13 protein-coding genes are annotated in these 18,360 nt (G+C 72.8%); 5 read left to right on the top strand and 8 right to left on the bottom strand.

Annotation, left to right across the window (positions count from 1 at the left end):
* Positions 1–29: 29 nt before the first annotated feature.
* Positions 30–1,859 (top strand): thiamine pyrophosphate-requiring protein, encoded by a 1,830-nt coding sequence (locus AC0KTA_RS37105; RefSeq protein ID WP_481052580.1) that lies wholly within the window; start codon positions 30–32, stop codon positions 1,857–1,859.
* A 2-nt stretch (positions 1,860–1,861) separates the two neighbouring features.
* On the top strand, positions 1,862–2,884 hold the full coding sequence (locus AC0KTA_RS37100; RefSeq protein WP_481052579.1) for an SDR family oxidoreductase: 1,023 nt from the start codon (positions 1,862–1,864) through the stop codon (positions 2,882–2,884).
* Positions 2,885–2,939: 55 nt separating this feature from the next.
* On the opposite strand, the gene AC0KTA_RS37095 is transcribed toward AC0KTA_RS37100, so the two are convergent.
* A complete protein-coding gene (locus AC0KTA_RS37095) occupies positions 2,940–3,815 on the bottom strand; it encodes an alpha/beta hydrolase (protein WP_481052578.1) in 876 nt (291 codons plus the stop codon).
* Positions 3,816–4,003: 188 nt separating this feature from the next.
* On the bottom strand, positions 4,004–6,148 hold the full coding sequence (locus AC0KTA_RS37090; protein WP_481052577.1) for an AfsR/SARP family transcriptional regulator: 2,145 nt from the start codon (positions 6,146–6,148) through the stop codon (positions 4,004–4,006).
* Positions 6,149–6,319: 171 nt separating this feature from the next.
* Between AC0KTA_RS37090 and AC0KTA_RS37085 the strand changes: the two genes are divergently transcribed.
* Together AC0KTA_RS37085 and AC0KTA_RS37080 are read left to right on the top strand one after the other, a co-directional pair.
* A complete protein-coding gene (locus tag AC0KTA_RS37085; protein WP_481052576.1) occupies positions 6,320–8,422 on the top strand; it encodes a sensor histidine kinase in 2,103 nt (700 codons plus the stop codon).
* Positions 8,415–9,089, top strand: a complete 675-nt coding sequence (locus tag AC0KTA_RS37080) for a response regulator (protein ID WP_481052575.1) — start codon at positions 8,415–8,417, stop codon at positions 9,087–9,089. The genes AC0KTA_RS37085 and AC0KTA_RS37080 overlap by 8 nt, the downstream gene beginning before the upstream one ends.
* 6 nt (positions 9,090–9,095) lie before the next feature.
* On the opposite strand, the gene AC0KTA_RS37075 is transcribed toward AC0KTA_RS37080, so the two are convergent.
* The 4 genes from AC0KTA_RS37075 to AC0KTA_RS37060 form a co-directional block, all read right to left on the bottom strand.
* Positions 9,096–11,387 (bottom strand): M14 family zinc carboxypeptidase, encoded by a 2,292-nt coding sequence (locus tag AC0KTA_RS37075; protein ID WP_481052574.1) that lies wholly within the window; start codon positions 11,385–11,387, stop codon positions 9,096–9,098.
* Between the two features lie 138 nt (positions 11,388–11,525).
* Positions 11,526–11,627: an ALQxL family class IV lanthipeptide gene (locus AC0KTA_RS37070; RefSeq protein ID WP_481052573.1), complete on the bottom strand. Its 102-nt coding sequence runs from the start codon at positions 11,625–11,627 to the stop codon at positions 11,526–11,528.
* 5 nt (positions 11,628–11,632) lie between these two features.
* Positions 11,633–14,554: a class IV lanthionine synthetase LanL gene (gene lanL, locus AC0KTA_RS37065; RefSeq protein ID WP_481052572.1), complete on the bottom strand. Its 2,922-nt coding sequence runs from the start codon at positions 14,552–14,554 to the stop codon at positions 11,633–11,635.
* Between the two features lie 79 nt (positions 14,555–14,633).
* Positions 14,634–15,767: a radical SAM protein gene (locus tag AC0KTA_RS37060; RefSeq protein ID WP_481052571.1), complete on the bottom strand. Its 1,134-nt coding sequence runs from the start codon at positions 15,765–15,767 to the stop codon at positions 14,634–14,636.
* Positions 15,768–16,082: 315 nt separating this feature from the next.
* On the opposite strand from AC0KTA_RS37060, the gene AC0KTA_RS37055 reads away from it, so the two are divergent.
* The gene (locus tag AC0KTA_RS37055) at positions 16,083–16,535 is read left to right on the top strand and encodes a hypothetical protein (protein WP_481052570.1); all 453 of its coding nucleotides are present in this window, start codon (positions 16,083–16,085) and stop codon (positions 16,533–16,535) included.
* 109 nt (positions 16,536–16,644) lie between these two features.
* Here AC0KTA_RS37055 and AC0KTA_RS37050 read toward each other — a convergent pair whose 3' ends face one another.
* Complete coding sequence (locus tag AC0KTA_RS37050) at positions 16,645–17,607, bottom strand: ArsR/SmtB family transcription factor (RefSeq protein WP_481052569.1); 963 nt, start codon at positions 17,605–17,607, stop codon at positions 16,645–16,647.
* Between the two features lie 79 nt (positions 17,608–17,686).
* On the bottom strand, positions 17,687–18,331 hold the full coding sequence (locus tag AC0KTA_RS37045) for a M15 family metallopeptidase (RefSeq protein WP_481052568.1): 645 nt from the start codon (positions 18,329–18,331) through the stop codon (positions 17,687–17,689).
* Between the last annotated feature and the right edge of the window lie 29 nt (positions 18,332–18,360).

The following is an 18,360-nucleotide window of genomic DNA, read 5'->3' as shown; positions in this document are numbered from 1 at the left end:
TCAGCGACCCCACCGGAAAGGTCAGCACCATGTCGATGAAGGTCTCCGACCACATCCTGGAGCGTCTGCGCGCCTGGGACGTGGAGCACGTCTTCGCCTACCCCGGCGACGGCATCAACGGGCTGCTCGCCGCCTGGGGCCGGGCCGACGACAAGCCGCGGTTCATCCAGTCCCGGCACGAGGAGATGTCCGCCTTCGAAGCCGTCGGCTACGCCAAGTTCTCCGGCAAGGTCGGCGTCTGCGCGGCCACTTCGGGGCCCGGCGCCATCCATCTGCTCAACGGTCTGTACGACGCCAAGCTCGACCACGTGCCCGTCGTCGCGATCGTGGGACAGACCAACCGCAGTGCCATGGGCGGCTCCTACCAGCAGGAGGTCGACCTGGTGAGCCTCTACAAGGACGTCGCCTCCGACTTCTGCGAGATGGTCACCGTGCCCGAGCAGCTGCCGAACGTGCTCGACCGGGCCATGCGCACCGCCATCGCCCGCCGTTCGGTGACGGCCGTCATCGTCCCGGCGGACGTGCAGGAGCTCGACTACTCCGCGCCCGACCACGCGTTCAAGATGGTGCCCTCCAGCCTGGGCATGGCCCCGTACGCGCCGGTCCCGTCGGACCCGGACATCGAGCGCGCCGCCGACCTGCTCAACGCGGGCGAGAAGGTCGCCGTCCTCGTCGGGCAGGGCGCGCGCGGGGCCCGCGAGGAAGTCATGGAGGTCGCCGAGCGGCTGGGCGCGGGCGTCGCCAAGGCGCTGCTCGGCATGGACGTCCTCGACGAGGACCTGCCGTACGTCACCGGTGCCATCGGCCTCCTCGGCACCCGGCCGTCGTACGAGCTGATGCGGGACTGCGACACCCTGCTGGTGATCGGGTCCAGCTTCCCCTACACCCAGTTCCTGCCCGAGTTCGGCCAGGCACGCGCCGTGCAGATCGACATCGATCCGCACATGGTCGGCCTGCGCTACCCCTTCGAGATCAACCTGGTCGGCGACGCGCGCGAGACGCTGCGCCGGCTGCTGCCGCTTCTGCGGCAGGGCGAGGACCGCAGCTGGCTCAAGCAGATCGAGAAGAACACCGCCCGCTGGTGGGAGGTGATGCAGCGGCGCGCCACGGTCGATGCCGATCCGATCAACCCCGAGTACGTCGCCCACGCCCTCAACGATCTGCTTCCCGACGACGTGATCGTGGCCGCGGACTCCGGCTCTGCCGCCAACTGGTACGCCCGCCATCTGCGGCTGCGCGGCGCGATGCGCGGTTCGCTGTCGGGGACGCTCGCCACCATGGGTCCGGGTGTTCCGTACGTGATCGGCGCCAAGTTCGCGCACGGTGACCGTCCGGCGATCGCCCTCGTGGGCGACGGGGCCATGCAGATGAACGGCCTGGCCGAGCTGATCACGATCGCCAAGTACTGGGAGGAGTGGGCCGATCCGCGCCTGGTGGTGGCCGTCCTCAACAACCAGGATCTGAACCAGGTCACCTGGGAGATGCGCGCCATGTCGGGCGCCCCGCAGTTCCTGCCCTCGCAGTCCATCCCCGATGTCGCCTACGCCGATTTCGCCCGCTCGCTGGGCCTGGACGGCATGCGGGTGGAGAAGCCGGACGCCGTGCGGGGCGCCTGGGAGGCGGCGTTGGCCGCCGACCGGCCGTGCGTCATTGACTTCCGCACCGACCCGGCCGTGCCGCCCATCCCGCCGCACGCGTCCCTCGACCAGATCGAGGCGGCCGCGGCCTCCGTCCTCAAGGGCGACAGCGACCGCGCCGCCATGGTCCGCCAGGGCTTCAAGGCCAAGGTCCAGGAGATGCTGCCGGGCCGCCGCCACCGCGAGGACCGGCCGGGCGCCGGAGAGGAGGGAACCCGCTGACCATGCCCGAGACCGTCGTCATCACCGGCGCCAGTGCCGGCGTCGGCCGCGCCACCGCCCGCCTGTACGCGCGGCGCGGCGCCGACGTCGTCCTGGTCGCCCGCGGCCGGGCCGGCCTCCAGGCCGCCGCCGACGAGGTCGACTCCCTGGGCGGTCGTGCCCTGATCCAGGTCGCCGACACCGCCGACGCACGGCAGGTCGAGGCCGCGGCGGACGCCGCGGAGCAGGCCTTCGGCCCCATCGACGTGTGGATCAACTGCGCGTTCGTCGGCGTGTTCGCGCCCTTCGACGAAGTCACGGCCGAGGAGTACCGGAGGGTCACGGACGTGTCCTACCTCGGCTTCGTCAACGGCACCCGGTCGGCGCTCAAGCGGATGGCGCCGCGGGATCGCGGCACCATCGTCCAGGTGGGCTCCGCCCTGGCAGAGCGGTCCATTCCGCTGCAGTCGGCCTACTGCGGCGCCAAGCACGCCATCAACGGCTTCACCTCGTCGCTGCGCACCGAACTCCTGCACCGGGGCAGCGGCGTGCGCGTCACGGTGGTCCACCTGCCCGCCGTCAACACACCGCAGTTCTCCTGGGTCCGCACCCGCCTGCCCCGGCATCCCCGCCCGGTCCCGCCGATCTACCAGCCCGAGGTCGCCGCCCGCGCCATCGTGTACGCCGCCGACCATCCGCGCCGCAAGCAGTACTACGTGGGCGCGTCCACCGTGGCGGCCATCTGGGCCAACCGGCTGGCTCCCGCCCTCCTCGACCGCTACCTGGCCCGCACGGGCTTCGACTCCCAGCAGGCAGAGCGCCGCCCTCCCACCGGACGCGGCAATCTCTTCCAGCCGGCCGACCTCCCGCGGGACAGCGATCAAGGTGCCCACGGCGTCTTCGACGACACAGCGCACCCTCGTTCCGTCGAGTCCGCCCTGGCCCGCCATCCGCTCGCCACCGCGTCCGCCCTCGCGATCGCGGCCGCCGCCACCGCCAGGACGGCACTGCGGCGGCGGGTGCGGGACCGGATCTCGAGAGCGTAGGCAACTTCCTTCCGGTTCCGGTTCCGGATCCTGAGCCGGATCGGTTCGGATCGGATCAGGCAGACGGCTCCAAGGGCGCGGCGAGTTCACCGAGGACGCGGGCCGCCGGTGCCGGGTCGGTGAGCCACTTCAGGTGGCTGCCCGCCAGCGTGCGGACGTCGTACGGGTTCTCCGGTGTCAGCGCGTCGCCCTCGCGGATGAGGCGGTCCTGCAGGGCGAGCGGCAGGCTCGTGTCGTCGGCCAGCCGTACGTAGGTCTTCGGGATGCGGCCCCAGGTCGCGGCCTGCGCCCGGTCGGCGGGGGTGCCGACGTCCAGGTTCTCGTCGGGCTGGAAGGCGTTGAGGAAGGTGAGGAACTCCTCGTCGGTGCCGTCGGCGAGGAAGGCCGCCTTGAACGCGGCGAGGGCGGCCGGATCCGCGGTGCGGAAGTTGACGCGGAGCAGGCCGAGTTCGGCCGGGTTCCCGGCCATCGCGAGCGCCATGGAAGCGGCGTCGACCGTGGCCATCTCCGGCTCGGCGTAGTAGTCGCTGACGTCGAGTTCGACCGGGCACCAGGCCGAGACATAGACGATGCGGTCGATGAGGTCGGGGCGCGCGTTGGCCGCGGCGGTCGCCGTGATGCCGCCGCGGCTGTGCGAGACGAGGATCACGGGGCCGTTCCGCTTGGCCCGTTCCAGGATTCCGATCAGGTGCGCGGTGTTGTCGGCGAGCGTGACGCCCTTGATCGAGCCGGGCGCGATGGCGAGCGCTGCGGGGTCCTGCGGCGCCTGATAGGCGCGGGTGTAGGTCGCCCCGAATCCGTGGCCGGGCAGGTCGACGGCGACCGAACGGTGCCCGAGGAGGCCGAGTTCGGCCTGGAGCGGCGCGAAGGAGAAGGAGTTCGCGAAGGCTCCGTGCACCAAGACGAAGGTCGGCTGCATCTGTCTGCTCACTCTCTGGTCACTCTCTGGGCCCGCGCGGCATCGGCGGCACGGCCCCGGTCCCGGCGCCACCTCGGACAGGCATCTGATATCCGGTGCTTCACCCTACGCACGGCAAGATCATCCGCACTACCCGTACGAGCCCCTCCACTTGTGCACTTCGCCTTCCAGCGAAGCGCTTGGCGCACATCGCGCCGCACCTACCAGCGTCGGCCCGCTGTCGGCCAGGCCTCGGCGGAGGAGAGCCGGCCCGTCCGGTGCCCGGCGCGCGGGCAGGGCGACGGGGCGACGTCGATCTCGCGCATGCGGGCGGCGTACAGCAGGTACCGGCGCCGTGCCTCGCCGTGCCGGCCCGCCGTGGTCAGCAGCCGCACCAGGCCGAGGTGTGCGTCCTCGTCGTACGGGTCGCGTTCCAACAGCCGCAGGCGGTAGTAGACTTCGGCGTAGTGGTCGCCGCGTTCGGCGGCCGCCGCCACAAGGCGGGCCAGGAGTTCGAGGTAGACCGCCTGTGCCTCCTCCCGCAGCCCGGCCGCCCACTCGACGTACGGGTCGTCCTCCAGCACCTCGCCGCCGTAGAGGTTCTCGGCCATGGCGAGCGCGGCGAAGCCGTGGCCGCCCGCGGATTCGGCGCAGCCCAGCGCGTGCCGTGCCGCGGCGAGGAAGTCCTGCACGTCCACCCGCAGCCGGGCGAGGGCGATGACGTGCTTGTCGGCGGCGATGAAGTGGTCCTGGGCCCGCAGGCGCCGTGGGTCGAGCACGAGCCGCAGGACGGACAGGGCCACCGAAAGGCGGTTCGCGCAGCGGGCCGGTTCCTCGTCCGGCCACAGGGCCTCCACCACCAGCTCGCGGGGCGTGGGCAGGCCCCGCCTGGCCACGAGGAACTTCAGGAGGTCCCGGGCCTTCTTCGACTGCCACTCGTCGGCTCCGACGGGGCGGCCGTCCCTGATCACCTGGAACCCGCCGAGGACCCGCACGCTCACCGTTGCCTGTCCTGCCGCCGCCGAGCGGTTGAGCAGACCGGCCGCGTCGGCCGCCGCCTCGCCGACCCCGAACTGGCGCAGGCGGGCGGTGGCTTCCCGCAGGCCCGGCGTGTCCGCTCCGTCGAGGCGGGCGCGGGCGACGGCGAGGCGGGCCGCGGCCACGGGGCGCCGCGCCGCACGCCACATGGCCTCGGCGTCCGCGAGCAGCCGCTGCCGGGTGCGGGCGTCCGGCGCGCACATCGCCTCCAGTTCGAGGATCTCGGCGAACACCGCGCGGCAGGCCTGCGCCCCCGGTTCGCCCGCGGCCTGCCGGGCCGCTTCCGCCGCCGGCTCCGGCCGGCCGTCGGCGAGCGCGACCCAGCCGCCCGCCACCAGGGCGCGGATGCGCGGCCGGCCCGCACCTTCCGCCGCGGCGCGACGAGCCAGCGGGGCCGCCGCGCGCGGTTCGGTGCCGCCGCGTGCCAGCGCGAGTCCGGTGAGCGCGGACGCCAGGACCTGACGGTCGCCGGAGCGTTCGGTGAGGACCACCGCCTCCTGGTACGCGGCCCGTGCCGGGCCCAGGTCCCCCCGTTCCCGGTGGACGTCGCCGAGCCCGAGCAGCGCCTGTGCGCCGAGGCCGCCGTGGCCCACCGCCTCGTCCAGGCGCTGGTAGCCCATCAGCGCGCTGTCGAAGTCGGCGGCCGCCTGGTCGAGTTCGCCGAGCGCCAGGTGCGCGGCGCCGCGCAGGCAGCCGGCCAGCAGCACCACCGGCGCATCGGCCCGGACGGGGCCGGTGCCGGCCGCGGCGAGGGCGGCGTTCAGGGTGGCGAGGACGGCCGGCCCTTCCCCCTGCTCGATGCTTTCGTGGGCGGCGCGCAGCCGGACGAACAGCATGAGCAGGGGGTCCCCGGACGCCTCCGCGGCACTCAGGGCCCGCTCCCTGTGGTGTTCGACGACCGTCACCCGGCCGTCGATCGCCGCGACCCCGGCCGCCGTGGTGTGCGCGACGGCGTGCGCGAACGCGTCGTCGCATCCGTGCAGTCCGCGCCCGGCAAGACGGGCGAGCGCACGTGCCCGGCGGAGCTCGCCCCGGGAGCAGTGCGCGGCGGCGGCCCAGCACACCGTCATGATCTCGTCCGGGGTCCGCACCTCGCCGAGCGCGGTGCGGCGGTGGACCGCCAGGGCCCGGGCGGGTTCACCGATGAGCTGGTACAGCATGGTCAGGCGCCGCCCCTGGCGGGGACGCAGGATCTCGTTCTCCGCGCGCCCCACCCGCGCCGTCGTGCCCGCGGCCGGGCCTCGCAACAGGAGCGGCGGGGCGGTCCACTCCTGCCATGTACAACCGGGTGCCGGTGTCTCCGTCTGTTCCATCTGTGCGGTGCTCATCGGTTCCCCCCTTGTTCCGCCCGCGCGGGCGGGGCCTACGGGGAGAGTCTGCTCAGGTGTGCGGCGGCGGAGAATCCGGTCAGCCTCGCCGCGCCCTGGAGGCTGTCCTCCATCGGGGCGGTAAGGCAGGCTTCCTGTACAGCGCGGCAGGCGCCGGGCGAGACTTGTGCGATGGCAGAGGGTGCGGGGTGGCCGGTGCGCGCTTTCGCGGCCTGCAGCGGACTTGGGCTGCTCTACTCGGTGTCGGTCGGTGCCTCGATCTCGGCTTCGCAGACCCTTCCGTGGAGCGTGGGGGCCGTACTGCCCTGCTACGTGGCCGGGGTGTCGCTGTGGTTGCGGGCGCCCGCGCATCCGGTGGCCCGCCTCTTGATGGCGGCCGCGTGCTGGCCGTTGCTCGGCATGGTCATCCGGTTCACCGTCCATCAATTCGCCGAAGCGGGCCCCCCGGGCATTCCCCTCTCCACGACCTCCGCGGCGTGGACCGGTCTGCTGTGCGCCCGCGTGGCGGACGTGGTCGCGACCGTGTTCGTCGCCCGGCTCTTCGCCCTGCTGCCGGACGGGCGGATCCGGTACGCCCATGAGCGTGTCGTGCTGCGCGCCCTGTGGCTGCTGGTCGCCTGGCCACCGACGCTGATGCTGCTTCCGCTGTCCGACCCGCTGCGGTACCGGCTGCTCGTGCAGCCGGAGGCATGGATGCCGGCGGTCGGCGCCGGTCTGCTCGTCGTGCGCCTGCTGCTGGACTCGCGTGCGAGGGCGCGCGCGGCCGGGCCCGACGGCGTGCGGCGGGAGCGTGAACCGGTGGGCGGCCGGGGCCGGTTGATCCTCGTCGCGGCCGTGGCGTTCGCGGTCTTCGTCGCCCGCGGATCCAGCCGGGTGCTCCGGCTGTGGCAGGGCGACACGGGCGGAACGTACTTCGTCGGTTCGGTGCTCGGGGCGCTGCCGTACATCTTCGTCTCCGCCGGACTCCTGTACGCGGCCTTCCGCCACCGGCTGCCGGGAATCGAGCTCGGCATCCGGCGCTCGGTGGTCCACGGACTGCTGTGGACCATCATCGGCGGCTGGTATCTGGGCATGGCCACCGCGCTGGGGCTCACCGCCGGACAGTATCTGCCCGTCGGGCTCGCGGTGCTGGTCGCGGTGAGCGCGGCCATGCTGTTCCAGCCGGTGCTGCGACGGCTCCACCAGTGGGCCGCGCGCAAGGTGTTCGGCGCGCGCCCGTCCAACTTCGATCTGCTGGTGCAGTTCGGCACCACCCTCGAGCACGCCTACGACGTGCGGCGGCTCGCGCCCCAACTGGCCGTCAGCCTGCGCGAGGGGCTCGACCTGAGCTGGGTGCGGGTGCGGCTCGACGCCGCCGAACCGGGCGCGCCCCCGCTCGCGGTGGCCTATGTGGACAGCGTGCCCGGCGAGAGCACCGGCCCCTGGGCCGAGGTACGCCTGCGCCATGGCGACGACGTCCTCGGCTGCATCGAGTACGGCGCGAAGACCGAGGGCAGGCGCCTCACCGCCGGAGACCTGGACGTCATCAGCACGCTGGCCCGGCAGGCGGCGCTGGGCGTGCACAAGGCGCGGCTCACCGCCGAGCTCGCCACCCGGGTCGACGAAGTGCAGCGCCAGGCCAGCGAGCTCAACGCCTCCCGGAATCGCATCGTGCACGCTCAGGACATCGAGCGGCGCAGGATCGAGCGCCGCCTCCACGACGGCACCCAGCAGGAACTCGTCGCGCTCGTCGCCAAGTTGCGGCTCGCCCGCAACCAGCTCTGCCGCGACGGCGACACCGTGCACACCACGCTCACCGAGATCCAGGACGACGCCTGCCGGGTCATCGACGAACTACGGGAGTTGGCCCACGGCATCCATCCGCCGGTCCTCACCGACCAGGGTCTGGCCGCCGCCGTGACGTCCAAGGCCCGCAGGCTGCCCATCCCGGTCACCGTCGAGGTCGAGCCGTCCCTGAGCTCGGCCCGGTTCGCCAGCGACATCGAGGAGGCGGCCTTCTTCCTGGTCTCGGAGGCCCTGACCAATGTCCTCAGGCACGCCGACGCGGCCCAGGTCACCATCCGTATCGCACGGGCCGACGGGATGCTGCTGCTCGACGTCAGCGACGACGGCGTCGGCCTGCCCGCGGGTTCCCGGCCCGGCTCCGGCCTGACGGGGATGCGGGACCGGATCGAGGCCGTCGGCGGCGAACTGACCATTCAGAACCGCCCCCGCGGAGGCACCACCGTGTGCGCACGGCTCACCGAACGACGTCGGGAGGAGGCCCATGTCTGACCGGATGCGGATCATCATCGCCGAAGACCACTACCTGGTGCGCGAGGGCACCCGGCGGCTCCTGGAGGACACCGGCGAGGTCGATGTCGTCGCGGCCGTCGGCACCGCGGAGGAACTCCTCGACGCCGTCGAACGCTTCCGGCCGGACGCGGTGATCGCCGACATCCGGATGCCTCCCCACCACCACACCGAGGGCATCACCGCGGCACACTCCATCCGCGCCCGCCACCCGGACATCGGCGTGGTCGTGCTCTCCCAGCACGCCAATGAGCAGTACGCGTTCGCCCTGTTCCAGCAGGGAACCAACGGGCTCGCATATCTGCTGAAGGAACGCATCGGGGAGCTCGACGAGCTGCTGCGCGCCCTGCGTGAGGTCTCCGGCGGTCGGTCGGTGATCGACCCGCGCATCGTGGAGGTCCTGGTCGGCAGCCATATCCGCACCGCCGACGCTCCGCTGGCGCAGCTCACCCGCCGGGAGCTCGATGTGCTGCGGCACATGGCGCAGGGAATGAACAACCGGTCCATCGCCGAGCAGCTGGCCCTGTCGGAGTCGACGATCGAAAAGCACGTCAACTCGACCTTCGCGAAGCTCGGCCTCGCCGCGGAGCCGACGCTGCACCACAGAGTCACCGCGGTCCTAACCTTTCTCCGGTACGGCCCCAACTAGACGGCCTCAGCGCCCGCACACAGCGCCCACGTCGGCCCGCTCGCCCCGGCCCACCGTCACCTCGGTGCTCGCCCGCAGGCGGCCGGAGCGGTCGGAGCAGCTGAGCGTGTAGGCCTCGGTCGGGCCGTGGGTGGCGGGCGGCGGGGACGTGAAGGCGACGCGGGCCTTCCAGTCGTCGGGGACGGCCGCGTCCGCCTGCTGGAAGTTGACGAGAACGGCGGTGTATCTGCCGGGCGGCGGTTCGGCCATGACGATCCGTTCGGTGGCGGCCCCGCCCGTCACCGACTGCGCCACCGTCCTGCCGGAGGCGTCGAGGAGGTAGAGGTCCCAGTCGGTGTCGGTGGATTTCCAGGCCGCCGTGAGGATCATGCGGTCGTTGTCCGCGGCGGGCGGCCGCTGCACGGTGAACGGGATGCGGTCCGCAGCGGGGTCCGCCGGGTAGTGGGTGTTCTGCGGCGGCAACCCCGCGGGATTGGGCAGTTCGACCGGTGTCTGTGCCGGTGCCTGTGGATCCCGGCCGTACCGGCCCGCCACGTAGGGCCTGGTGGACGGGTTCACCGACCAGGTGAACCGGCCCCCCGGAGCCCGCAGTGTCGACTTGAGGGTGTCGGTGACCTGGATCGGCGGCCCGTTCGTGCCGTCCGGCTGCCGCACCGGTGACGTCGGGGTACGGAACGTCTTGTGCAGGCGCAGCCGGAATCCGCGCGGCGCCGAACCCGTCAGGGTGGCGTGCGCCGCCGGGTCCGCCGTGTGCGCGAGCAGATCGCGCAGGGCCCCGCGGACGCCGCCCCTGCCCGCACCGGCTGCCGGGGCGGTGCCGGTGTACTCGGCGGTCACCCCGTCCGCGTACGTCGGATGGGCTGCCGAAGGCCCGGTCTCCAGGGTGAAGGCGAAGCCGCCGGTCGCCCAGTACGACCAGTCCTCGGTCATGCCCGTGGCCTCGTACAGCTGCCAGGCCTGCACGTTGCGGTACCCGGTGCGGGAGGCCAGGCGCGCGCCGAGCGCCCGGTACTCCGGCTCGTCCAGCGGTGCCCGGGTGTCCTCGGTGCCCGGCGGGCGCACCACCAGGTTGCCGTAGGTGTGCAGGCTGACCAGGTCGGTGACCTGCCGGGTCGACACGAGGTGCCGCACGTTGCGGGTCTCGGGTTCGGAGAAGGGCGCAGGGCCCCGGAAGTAGTTGTCGTGCCACAACGGCGACGCACCCGGGCCGCCCCAGAAGCCGGCGTAGTTGCGGTTGAGGTCCACGCCCCGGTCACGTCCGGCCGGATTCGCCGCGCACGGCCCGGCGCTGAACGGCGGTGGTGCCGGTGCGGCCCGGCAGTTCTTGCGTTTGTTCTCGTAGTCGAAGCGGGAGAAGTCGCCCTTGGGCACGGCCTCACGGGACACGGAGAAGCCGTCCGGGTTGACCACCGGCACGATGACGCTGCGGGTCCGCGCCGTCAGCGCGCGGATCGCCGGGTCGCGGCGCTCGCCGTCCACCAGCTCGTACGCCCACTCCAGGGCCATCTCGCCACTGGGCCACTCCGTCGCGTGGTGCAGGCCCAGGGTGAGCATGACCGGCTTGCCGTCCTCGGTGCCGCCGGCCCGCTCGGAGATCTCGATGCCGCTCACGTCCCGGCCCTCGACGGAGGGTTCGGGCAGGACGAAGGACCGGACGAGGAGGGGGTGGGTGCGGGCGAGTTCCTTCACCTCGTAGTCGTACTCGTACAGATGACGGTACTGGGAGCGGCCCGAGGGCAGCGCGGAACGCCCCACAGCCGTGGTGGACCGCCCCACAGCCGGGGCGGGCCGTCGCGCAGACGGGGCCGTCGCCCGGCGCGCGGGTCCGGCCTGTCCGGGCTGCGGCAGGAACTCCACCTGCGGCGAGGCCGGGCCGCCGCGGCCGGAGTAGCGGCAGCTCTGCACCCACAGCCGCTGGCCCTTGCGGACGGAGCCCACTGCCAGTTCCCGACTCCGCGGCCCCGCCGAGGCGTCGACGAGTCCCCCGCTGTCCTTGTCGAAGACCGCCAGGTCCCAGTCGCCTCCCGGGCCGCCCCGGGGCGTCAGCCTGGCCCGCACCACCCCGTCGACCGTGGCGGTGACGACGCGCGCTCTGACGCCGGGGGTGCGTGCGGGCAGCGGCGCGGCGAAGCAGGGCCGGGTCACCGGGCGGGCCGCGCGCACCGTGTCCGCGGCCGAGGCCGCGGTGGCCGCCGGAGCCGGTGCCGGGGTGGGCAGCGTCAGCAGCGGTCCGGCGACGGCCGCCGCGACCAGCATCCGGATGCTGCGGGCCTGCCTGTGTCGAGTGCGAGTGCCCATTCCTCTTCTCCCCTCGTACGCCGCCACGCCTTCTCCCCTCGTACGCCGCCGCGCCGCCGTCGTCGGCGGCCGGCCCGGGACAGACGGCAGCCACCGGTCGCGTCAGGGTGCGACCGGTGGCCACGGACGGCGAGACCGTCAGAAGGTGCTGCAGCAGGTGCCCCTCGTCGGCGGCGGCCAGGCGCCTTCCTCAGGCATCTCTTCTTCCAGAAGCTGAAGTGCGTTCACGTCAAACTCCATTGCTTTCACCTCCTCTCAAGTTCTCGGTCGGCGGCGACCGGCACGGCGACGGCCGATGCCGCCGCGGTGCCGGAGTCGTGAGGGCTGTGCGCGGTGAGCGACCGCGGCAGCCACAGTCGGGGGACTCCGTGGGCAAGGCGCAGCAAGAAGGCGAGCACTCCGGACAGGCCCGTGTTGAAGTCGGCCGACACTCGCGTCCCCGTGTCGTCGGGGACGACCGTGTGCCCGTTCCGTACGACCTGGCGGACCTGGATCGCGACAGCGAGTTCCTCGGCCCACTCCCGGTAAGTGGCGTCCCCCGTCGCTTCGGCCAGGTCGAGGAGGAACTCGCCGTCCCCGGCGAGCCCGTGGCACTGGGCCGTACCGACCCGCCGGCGCGAGCGCCGTACCGCGACGGCCGCCTGATGGGCCGCCGTGCGCATGGCCTCGTCGCCGGTGGCCTGCCAGGCGCGCACCAGGAACGACCCCACCCCCGACGAGCCGCTGCACCAGTGCGTCCGGCGCGGGCTGCCCTTCTCGCCGCTGCGCCAGTACGCGGCACCGTCGACGAGTTCGGCGACCGACAGGAGCGTGTGTGCCGCCTCGACGGCCGGCTTCTCGTGCGCGGTGCTGCCGGTGGCCCGCGCCGCCGCGAGCAGGAACGCTCCGATGCCGGCCACCCCGTGGGCGAACCCGTAGTGCGCGATGTCGTGCGGGCCGGACAGGAAGTCCGCCGGGATGGTCCACCGCAGCAGCCCGTCCTGCCGCCCGGCCATGGCGGCCACCTCGTCGGCCGCGCGCGCTGTCCGCTCCAGGAAGCGCTGCTCGCCGGTGGCCTCCCAGAACCGGAGCTGGGTCAGGCCGGCCCCGGCCACGCCATGGCAGACGTCGGGACTGGGCCAGCGCAGCGGGACCCGCTCGGCCAGCTCCTCGGCGTGCCCCAACAGCCCGTCGTCTTCGAGGAGTTCGGCAGCGTCGAGCAGGGCCCAGGCGGTCCCGGACCGTCCGTAGTACAGCCCCGGCAGCGTACGCGGTTCGCGGCCCTCCGCGCGGCTGATCCATGTCGCCGCCGACCGGACGGCGGCGAGCACGTCCGGAGCAGGATCGGCCGCGTACGCGCGGACGAGTACACCGAGCACTCCGGCCGCGCCGTGCTGGACGTTGAACGCGTCCGCCACGGCGCCCGCCTCGCTGGGGGGCCAGAGCCGGTCCGCACACGCGGGGTCCATGGTGGTGACGAGATGACCGATGCCGTCCGCGGTGAGCCGCTTGAGCTCGGCGTCGTCGGGGCGGCGTGCCGCGCGGGCGACGTGGACGGCTTCTTCGGCGGTGTCACCGGGCTGCTCGGCCAGGTGGGATTGCTCGTCCAGACCGGGCTGCTCGTCCAGGTGGGCGAGCACCTGCTCCATGCCGGGGCGCCGCGCCGGGTGCTCGTCCAGCAGGGAGACGATCAGGGGGGTGAGCCGGAGCGCGGCCGCGCTGCCGGGCGCCATGCGGTCGAGCCAGGCCCGCATCCGCTCGCTGTGGTCAGGGGTGCCGGGGTCGTCGTCCGACGGGAGCGGGTCGGCGCCGGTGACGAGATGGAACAGGGTGGCGCCGAGGCTGTAGAGATCGGACTCGGTCCTGGGCAGGGAGCCGTACCGCGGCGCGGCGACCTGCTCCGGCGCCGCGTATCCGGGGGTGTGGATGCGCAGGGCCGGTCCGCCCTGGCGGGCGAGCATCTCCAGGTCGATCAGGCGCAGTTCACCGTCGTCGGCCACCATCACATTGCTCGGGTTGAAGTCCCGCAGCACCCAGCCTTCGGCGTGCACCGTGCGCATCAGTACGGCCAGTCGGCGCGCCATGCGCAGGGCGTCGGGCAGCGGCAGCCCCCACGCTCCACCGTCGTCGGGGACGATGCGCTCCTGTACCCACTCGCGCAGGGTCGTGCCCGCGACGGCCTCCTGCACCAGGAACAGATCGCCCTGCTGCTCGAACAGGGCCACCGGGCGCGGGGTGAAACCGCTGTCGGCGAAGCGGTCCAGCATCGCGGCCTCGTGGCGTCGCCGGTCGCGCCCGTCCTGGCCGGTCAGCGTGGCCGAGGTGTGCGGACGTGCCTGTTTGACGACGATGGCGTGTCCGGTGGCGGTGTCGACCCCCCGGTAGACACCGCCACCGAACGCGTGCCGGATCACACCGAGCACCCGGTACCGGCCGTCGAGCAGCACCGAGGACGGCGCGCCACCGCCGCCGGCCGGTGCGGCGGGGGCCTCCGAGGAGCGGGGCGCGTCGGACGAGCGGGACGCGTCGGGCGAGCGGGACGCGTCGGGCGAGCGAGGCGCGAACGGATCGCGCGGCGCCCACTCCGGCGGCGCGAACCAGGCCCGTCGCCGGTCCTGGACGAGCGTCCCATCGGGCGAGACCAGCATCGCGCCCCGTAGCCCGTCGTCGCCGAGCACCGGCACGCCGCCGAACACCCCGTACCGGTAGTGCACCAGACTGCCGGGGAAGCACGGCCGGTCGGAGAGGATGCCGGGGCCCGGCAGACCTTGAGTGGCCCGGTGCAACTCTCCGGCCAGATCGCGCAGTTGCTCCGCGTCCCCTTCCGGGTAGACGGTGAGGAACTTCCCTCCCCCGCTGCGCGCACAGCGGTGTGAGACGAGTTCAGCGGCCCGGTCGACGGACTTGGCGAACTTGAACCGGCTCCCGTGGCGCACCAGCACCTCCGCCGCCCGGGACAGCACCATCGGCGCCGACAGCGGCGTCGCCGACACGTGCAGCTTCCAGCCCTGGAGCCGGGGATCGTCCCCCGAGGGCGTGACGTAGCACCAGAAGTCCCCCGTGCGCGTCCGCCACTCGGCGCCGCTGTCCGCTCCCGCTCGCGCACGGGCGAGGACCGCCTCCACCAGGTCGACGAGTACCCTCTCGTCGCCCGGGTGCGGTGCTTCGCGCTCCGGCATCGCAGTCATGTCACCGGCCTCCGTTGCCCGTGTCGTGTCGGTCCCGGTCCCCCGCATGTCGGTCCCGGCCTCCGCTGTCCGCCTCATGTCAGCCCCCGCCCGCCGCCCCGTCGGAAAGCGGACGTTCCGCGGCTTCGGCTTCGGCTTCGGCTTCGGCTTCGGCTTCGACAGGGACGAAGGCGGGTCGGCGGTCGATGCGGGACCGGTCGTCGTCCGAACCGAAGCGGTGGTCGATACGCCGCAGCGCCTGCGCCCAGTCGGCCGCCGTGCGCACCCCGGACAGGGTCCGGACCACGAACGGGTCGTTCCACCGCGCGACCGCGCGCCGCCAGATCGCCTCCGCCGGGTCGGTCAGCAGATTGCCCACCGTGCCCTCATAGACCGGCATGGCGCGCACGCCCCCGTCCGGTTCCACCTGGATGACCTGGAATCCGAGGCCGCGCGCCACCTGGCGCGGATTCATCTGCAGTTCCTGGTTGTCGGACGTCAGGACCAGCACGGACGGCGGCGCCAGAGAGCGCAGCCGGGCCGGCAGTTCCTCGCCGCCGAGACGCGCCACCTGGGCGTCCAGGAGCAGTTCGTGCTCGACGAAACCCGTCCGGCTGGCCAGACCCGCCGGGATCACCGCCCCGAACATCAGGATCCGCAGCTCGGGGAAGCGCGGCACGATCTGCGTGCAGAACGCGTCCAGCTGGTCGAAGTTGCTGCGCACCACGACCGTGTCGATGCCGAACTGGAGGCCCGGCAGGCCTTGTTCACGCCGCTCGCGGGAGACTTCGTCGAGCAGGGCGAGCGTGCGCAGCGCCCGTTCGAAGGATCCCCTCCTGCCCCGTATGCGGTCGTGCACCTCGGCGGTCGCCCCGTCCAGGCTCACCACGAAGCGGTGGCACACCGGCGCGAGCTCCTCCACCTGACGACGTGTCACCGACCAGCCGCCCGTGTAGATCACCACCTGGATCCCCGCCCCCGCGAGCCGCTCCGCGATCTCGCGGATCCCCTTGACCAGCAGGGGCTCACCACCGCCGAGCGAGACCACACCCGGCCGCAGCGCGATGATCGCGTCGGCGAGCCGCAGCATGTCGTCATGGCCTGGCTGCCGGCTGGGCCGTCGGCCCGACTCCGAGTAGCAGTGCGTGCAGCGCAGCGGGCAGGCATAGGTGATGTCCCAGATGACGTCTCTGGGGCCTGCGGCGACCTGCGTCGTCGTCCCTTCACTGCCCATCCGACAAGCACCTCCTTCGCTGCGTCCATACACGGCCGAGAGCTGTTGCACCCGGCGGTGTGCCCCCGGTGTTCACCATGGTGGTGACGACTCTGTCCGTTGCCTTAGGCCGCTCTTGCGGCCGCTTCGGGCCGCTCTTGCGGCAGACCTCCGGAGGGCCCGATGCTGGCCCCCGATCGGGGCCGCAGACCGATGGTGTCCCGGAGCGGAGCGAGCCGGTATCCCGAGCTTTCGGGGGTTGAGCTCCCTAGCGGCTCCGGGGCTACTTACGCCAACACACACGGGCACAAGTGGCCCCCCATGAAGGGACTTCGCATGAACGCCAAACTCGTCCTCCCCGCCTTCGCCGCGGTTCTCGCCGCCGGCCTGGGCGGTCTCACGCTCGCTCCCGCCGCCGTCGCCTCGGCCGCCCCCGCACAGGCGTCGTCCTCATCCGTCGAGGAGGCTTCATCCATCAAGGAGGCTCCCGCCTTCGATGCCTCAGGGATCTGGGGCATCACCCAGAGCAATGGGCTGCACCCCACCGTCGACGTGCGCCAGGACGCCCTGGGGAACCTCACCGGCACCGCCTCGGTGGGAAGCACGACGGGCACCTTCGAGCAGGGCTTCGTGGACGGCAGGTACATCGAGTTCGTCATCGCCTGGACCAACGGCACAAAGGGCCGCTACATCGGCTCCCTCGACGGCGACCGCCGTCTCAGCGGGGTCAGCACCGACGTGGCCAATCCCGGCAGCCAGGCCACGTGGATCTCGAACCGGACGTTCTGACCCGGACGTTCTGACCCTGGCGTAGGGACATCCCCCCGGAACGGATCCGGGGGGATGCTGCTGACGCTGCTGCGTGGGCCGCAAGAGCGCGCAGGGCACGGACGTGTGATCACAGGTACCGCTCGAGCAGGCAGGCCCCCAGCGGGGTGACCTCGTGGAGCACGCTGTTGCCCTCGCGGGAACTGACGATCAGGCCGGCGCGGCGCAGCACGGTGAGGTGCTCGCTGGCCGACGACAGCGGCAGGCCTGCGCGGCGGGCGAGCTGGCTGGTGTTGCCCTGGCAGCATTCGCCGACGGCCTCCAGCGCCGCGGCACGGCTGGAGCCCACGAGGTCGGCGAGCGTGTCGCGCGCGTCGTCCGACGCCTCGGTGTCCCACGGTTCATGGCCGAGGGGGTACACCAGGACCGGCGCCTCCTCGCAGCGCACCAGCGTCACCGGGTGGGAACGGCAGAAGTAGGAGGGCACCAGCAGCAGCCCGCACCCTTCCAGGTGCAGGTCGCGGTCCGCCGGATAGTCGATGTCGAGGACCGGCGCGCGCCACCGCGCGGACGGGGACAGGTTGCCGAGCAGCGCCTCCACCCCGCCGGAGGCGAGGAGCCGGCCGGCCCGTGCCCGTTCACGTGCGGTGTGAGACACGATCCTGCCGCGGAACGGTGTGATCGCGACGCGCTGGTAGTCCCGGAAGGACTGGTCGAGGCGGGCGAGCGCCGGGGCAAGACCGCTGTGGAGGTCACGGCCCCACGGCGACAACGGCCAGTCGGCGGCGAGGAGTTCCATGTCCTGCCGCACCTCGTCCTTGGGGGTGAGGAGGACGGGCTCCACCGCCTCGGCCAGGCTCAGGGTGACGGTGTGCGGCGTGAGGAAGTCCGGGAAGTAGCCCTGCTTCGGGATCAGTTCGGCCAGGGCCCGGGCGGGCCACGGCAGGTGCGGTCGCACCTGCCCGCGCCACCAGGCTCCGAGGAGGCCGGCGCAGCCGTCCCGGAGCCAGTGGGTGCTCAGTACGGTCTCCCACATCAGGGCCGGAGCGCTCGCCACCCGCGTCCGGGCGAGGTCCGATGCGGTGAAGTGCATGCGCAGCATGTGTCCCCCGATCACAGCTGTCACTGCGTACGACGCCTGTTCAGCTACGTACGAACTCAGTTACGTACGCTCATACCGGCCCGTACCGGGCCGCCGGGGCCCCGCTCAGCAGCGCCCAGTAGCGGTCGCCGTAGGACCAATGCCACCATTCCGTCGGATAGTTGACCATTCCCGCCGTGGTGAGCGCCGCGCACAGGATGAGCCGGTTGCGGCGTGCTCGGTCGGAGATGCCCGGGGCATGGGTGTAGCAGGCTCCGGCACTGGCTTCCGGGCTGGCGTCGACCGCCGTGCCGAGGTCGAGTTCGTGGCCGTCCGCGGTGCACAGGGTGAGGTCCACCGCGGCACCGGCGACGTGCGGCCCGATCTCGGGCGGCGCCAGCGAACGGCTGGCCTGGGCGCGCAGGTGGTCGTCCGGCCAGTCCGGGTTGGCCCGGCGCAATTCGGCCGCGTACGCGTCGAAGTACCGGGCCTGCAGGGCAAGGGGCCGGTACCCCTCGGTGACCAGCAGCCGCAGTCCGTCGGGCAGCAGCCGTGCCGCCCTCTCGAGGCGCAGGGCGACCGACTCGCGCACCATGGCATAGGCCCCGTCCGGATCCGCCTGCCGCGGGTCCACTTCGAGATGGCACAACTCCCTCAGGTCGACCAGGGGTTCTCCGCACTCGGCGACGGGCATGTGGGCCACTTCGGGCGCATTCATGAGAATGATCGGGGGCATGTCACGTCCTTGTCGTCCTGCGTGCGGGC

It is taken from the genome of Streptomyces sp. Y309, assembly GCF_056712025.1.
The sequence above is the reverse complement of the archived record's forward strand: the minus strand, read 5'-3'. Positions and strand labels throughout refer to the sequence as shown.

What these genes read in the sequence shown, in the direction of transcription:
- AC0KTA_RS37105 (WP_481052580.1), top strand. Translation starts at nt 30, where the DNA reads ATGTCGATGAAGGTCTCCGACCACATCCTGGAGCGTCTGCGCGCCTGG.
- AC0KTA_RS37100 (WP_481052579.1), top strand. Translation starts at nt 1,862, where the DNA reads ATGCCCGAGACCGTCGTCATCACCGGCGCCAGTGCCGGCGTCGGCCGC.
- AC0KTA_RS37090 (WP_481052577.1), bottom strand. Translation starts at nt 6,148, where the DNA reads ATGAGCACCGCACAGATGGAACAGACGGAGACACCGGCACCCGGTTGT.
- AC0KTA_RS37085 (WP_481052576.1), top strand. Translation starts at nt 6,320, where the DNA reads ATGGCAGAGGGTGCGGGGTGGCCGGTGCGCGCTTTCGCGGCCTGCAGC.
- AC0KTA_RS37080 (WP_481052575.1), top strand. Translation starts at nt 8,415, where the DNA reads ATGTCTGACCGGATGCGGATCATCATCGCCGAAGACCACTACCTGGTG.
- AC0KTA_RS37075 (WP_481052574.1), bottom strand. Translation starts at nt 11,387, where the DNA reads ATGGGCACTCGCACTCGACACAGGCAGGCCCGCAGCATCCGGATGCTG.
- AC0KTA_RS37070 (WP_481052573.1), bottom strand. Translation starts at nt 11,627, where the DNA reads ATGGAGTTTGACGTGAACGCACTTCAGCTTCTGGAAGAAGAGATGCCT.
- lanL (WP_481052572.1), bottom strand. Translation starts at nt 14,554, where the DNA reads ATGACTGCGATGCCGGAGCGCGAAGCACCGCACCCGGGCGACGAGAGG.
- AC0KTA_RS37060 (WP_481052571.1), bottom strand. Translation starts at nt 15,767, where the DNA reads ATGGGCAGTGAAGGGACGACGACGCAGGTCGCCGCAGGCCCCAGAGAC.
- AC0KTA_RS37055 (WP_481052570.1), top strand. Translation starts at nt 16,083, where the DNA reads ATGAACGCCAAACTCGTCCTCCCCGCCTTCGCCGCGGTTCTCGCCGCC.
- AC0KTA_RS37050 (WP_481052569.1), bottom strand. Translation starts at nt 17,607, where the DNA reads ATGCACTTCACCGCATCGGACCTCGCCCGGACGCGGGTGGCGAGCGCT.
- AC0KTA_RS37045 (WP_481052568.1), bottom strand. Translation starts at nt 18,331, where the DNA reads ATGCCCCCGATCATTCTCATGAATGCGCCCGAAGTGGCCCACATGCCC.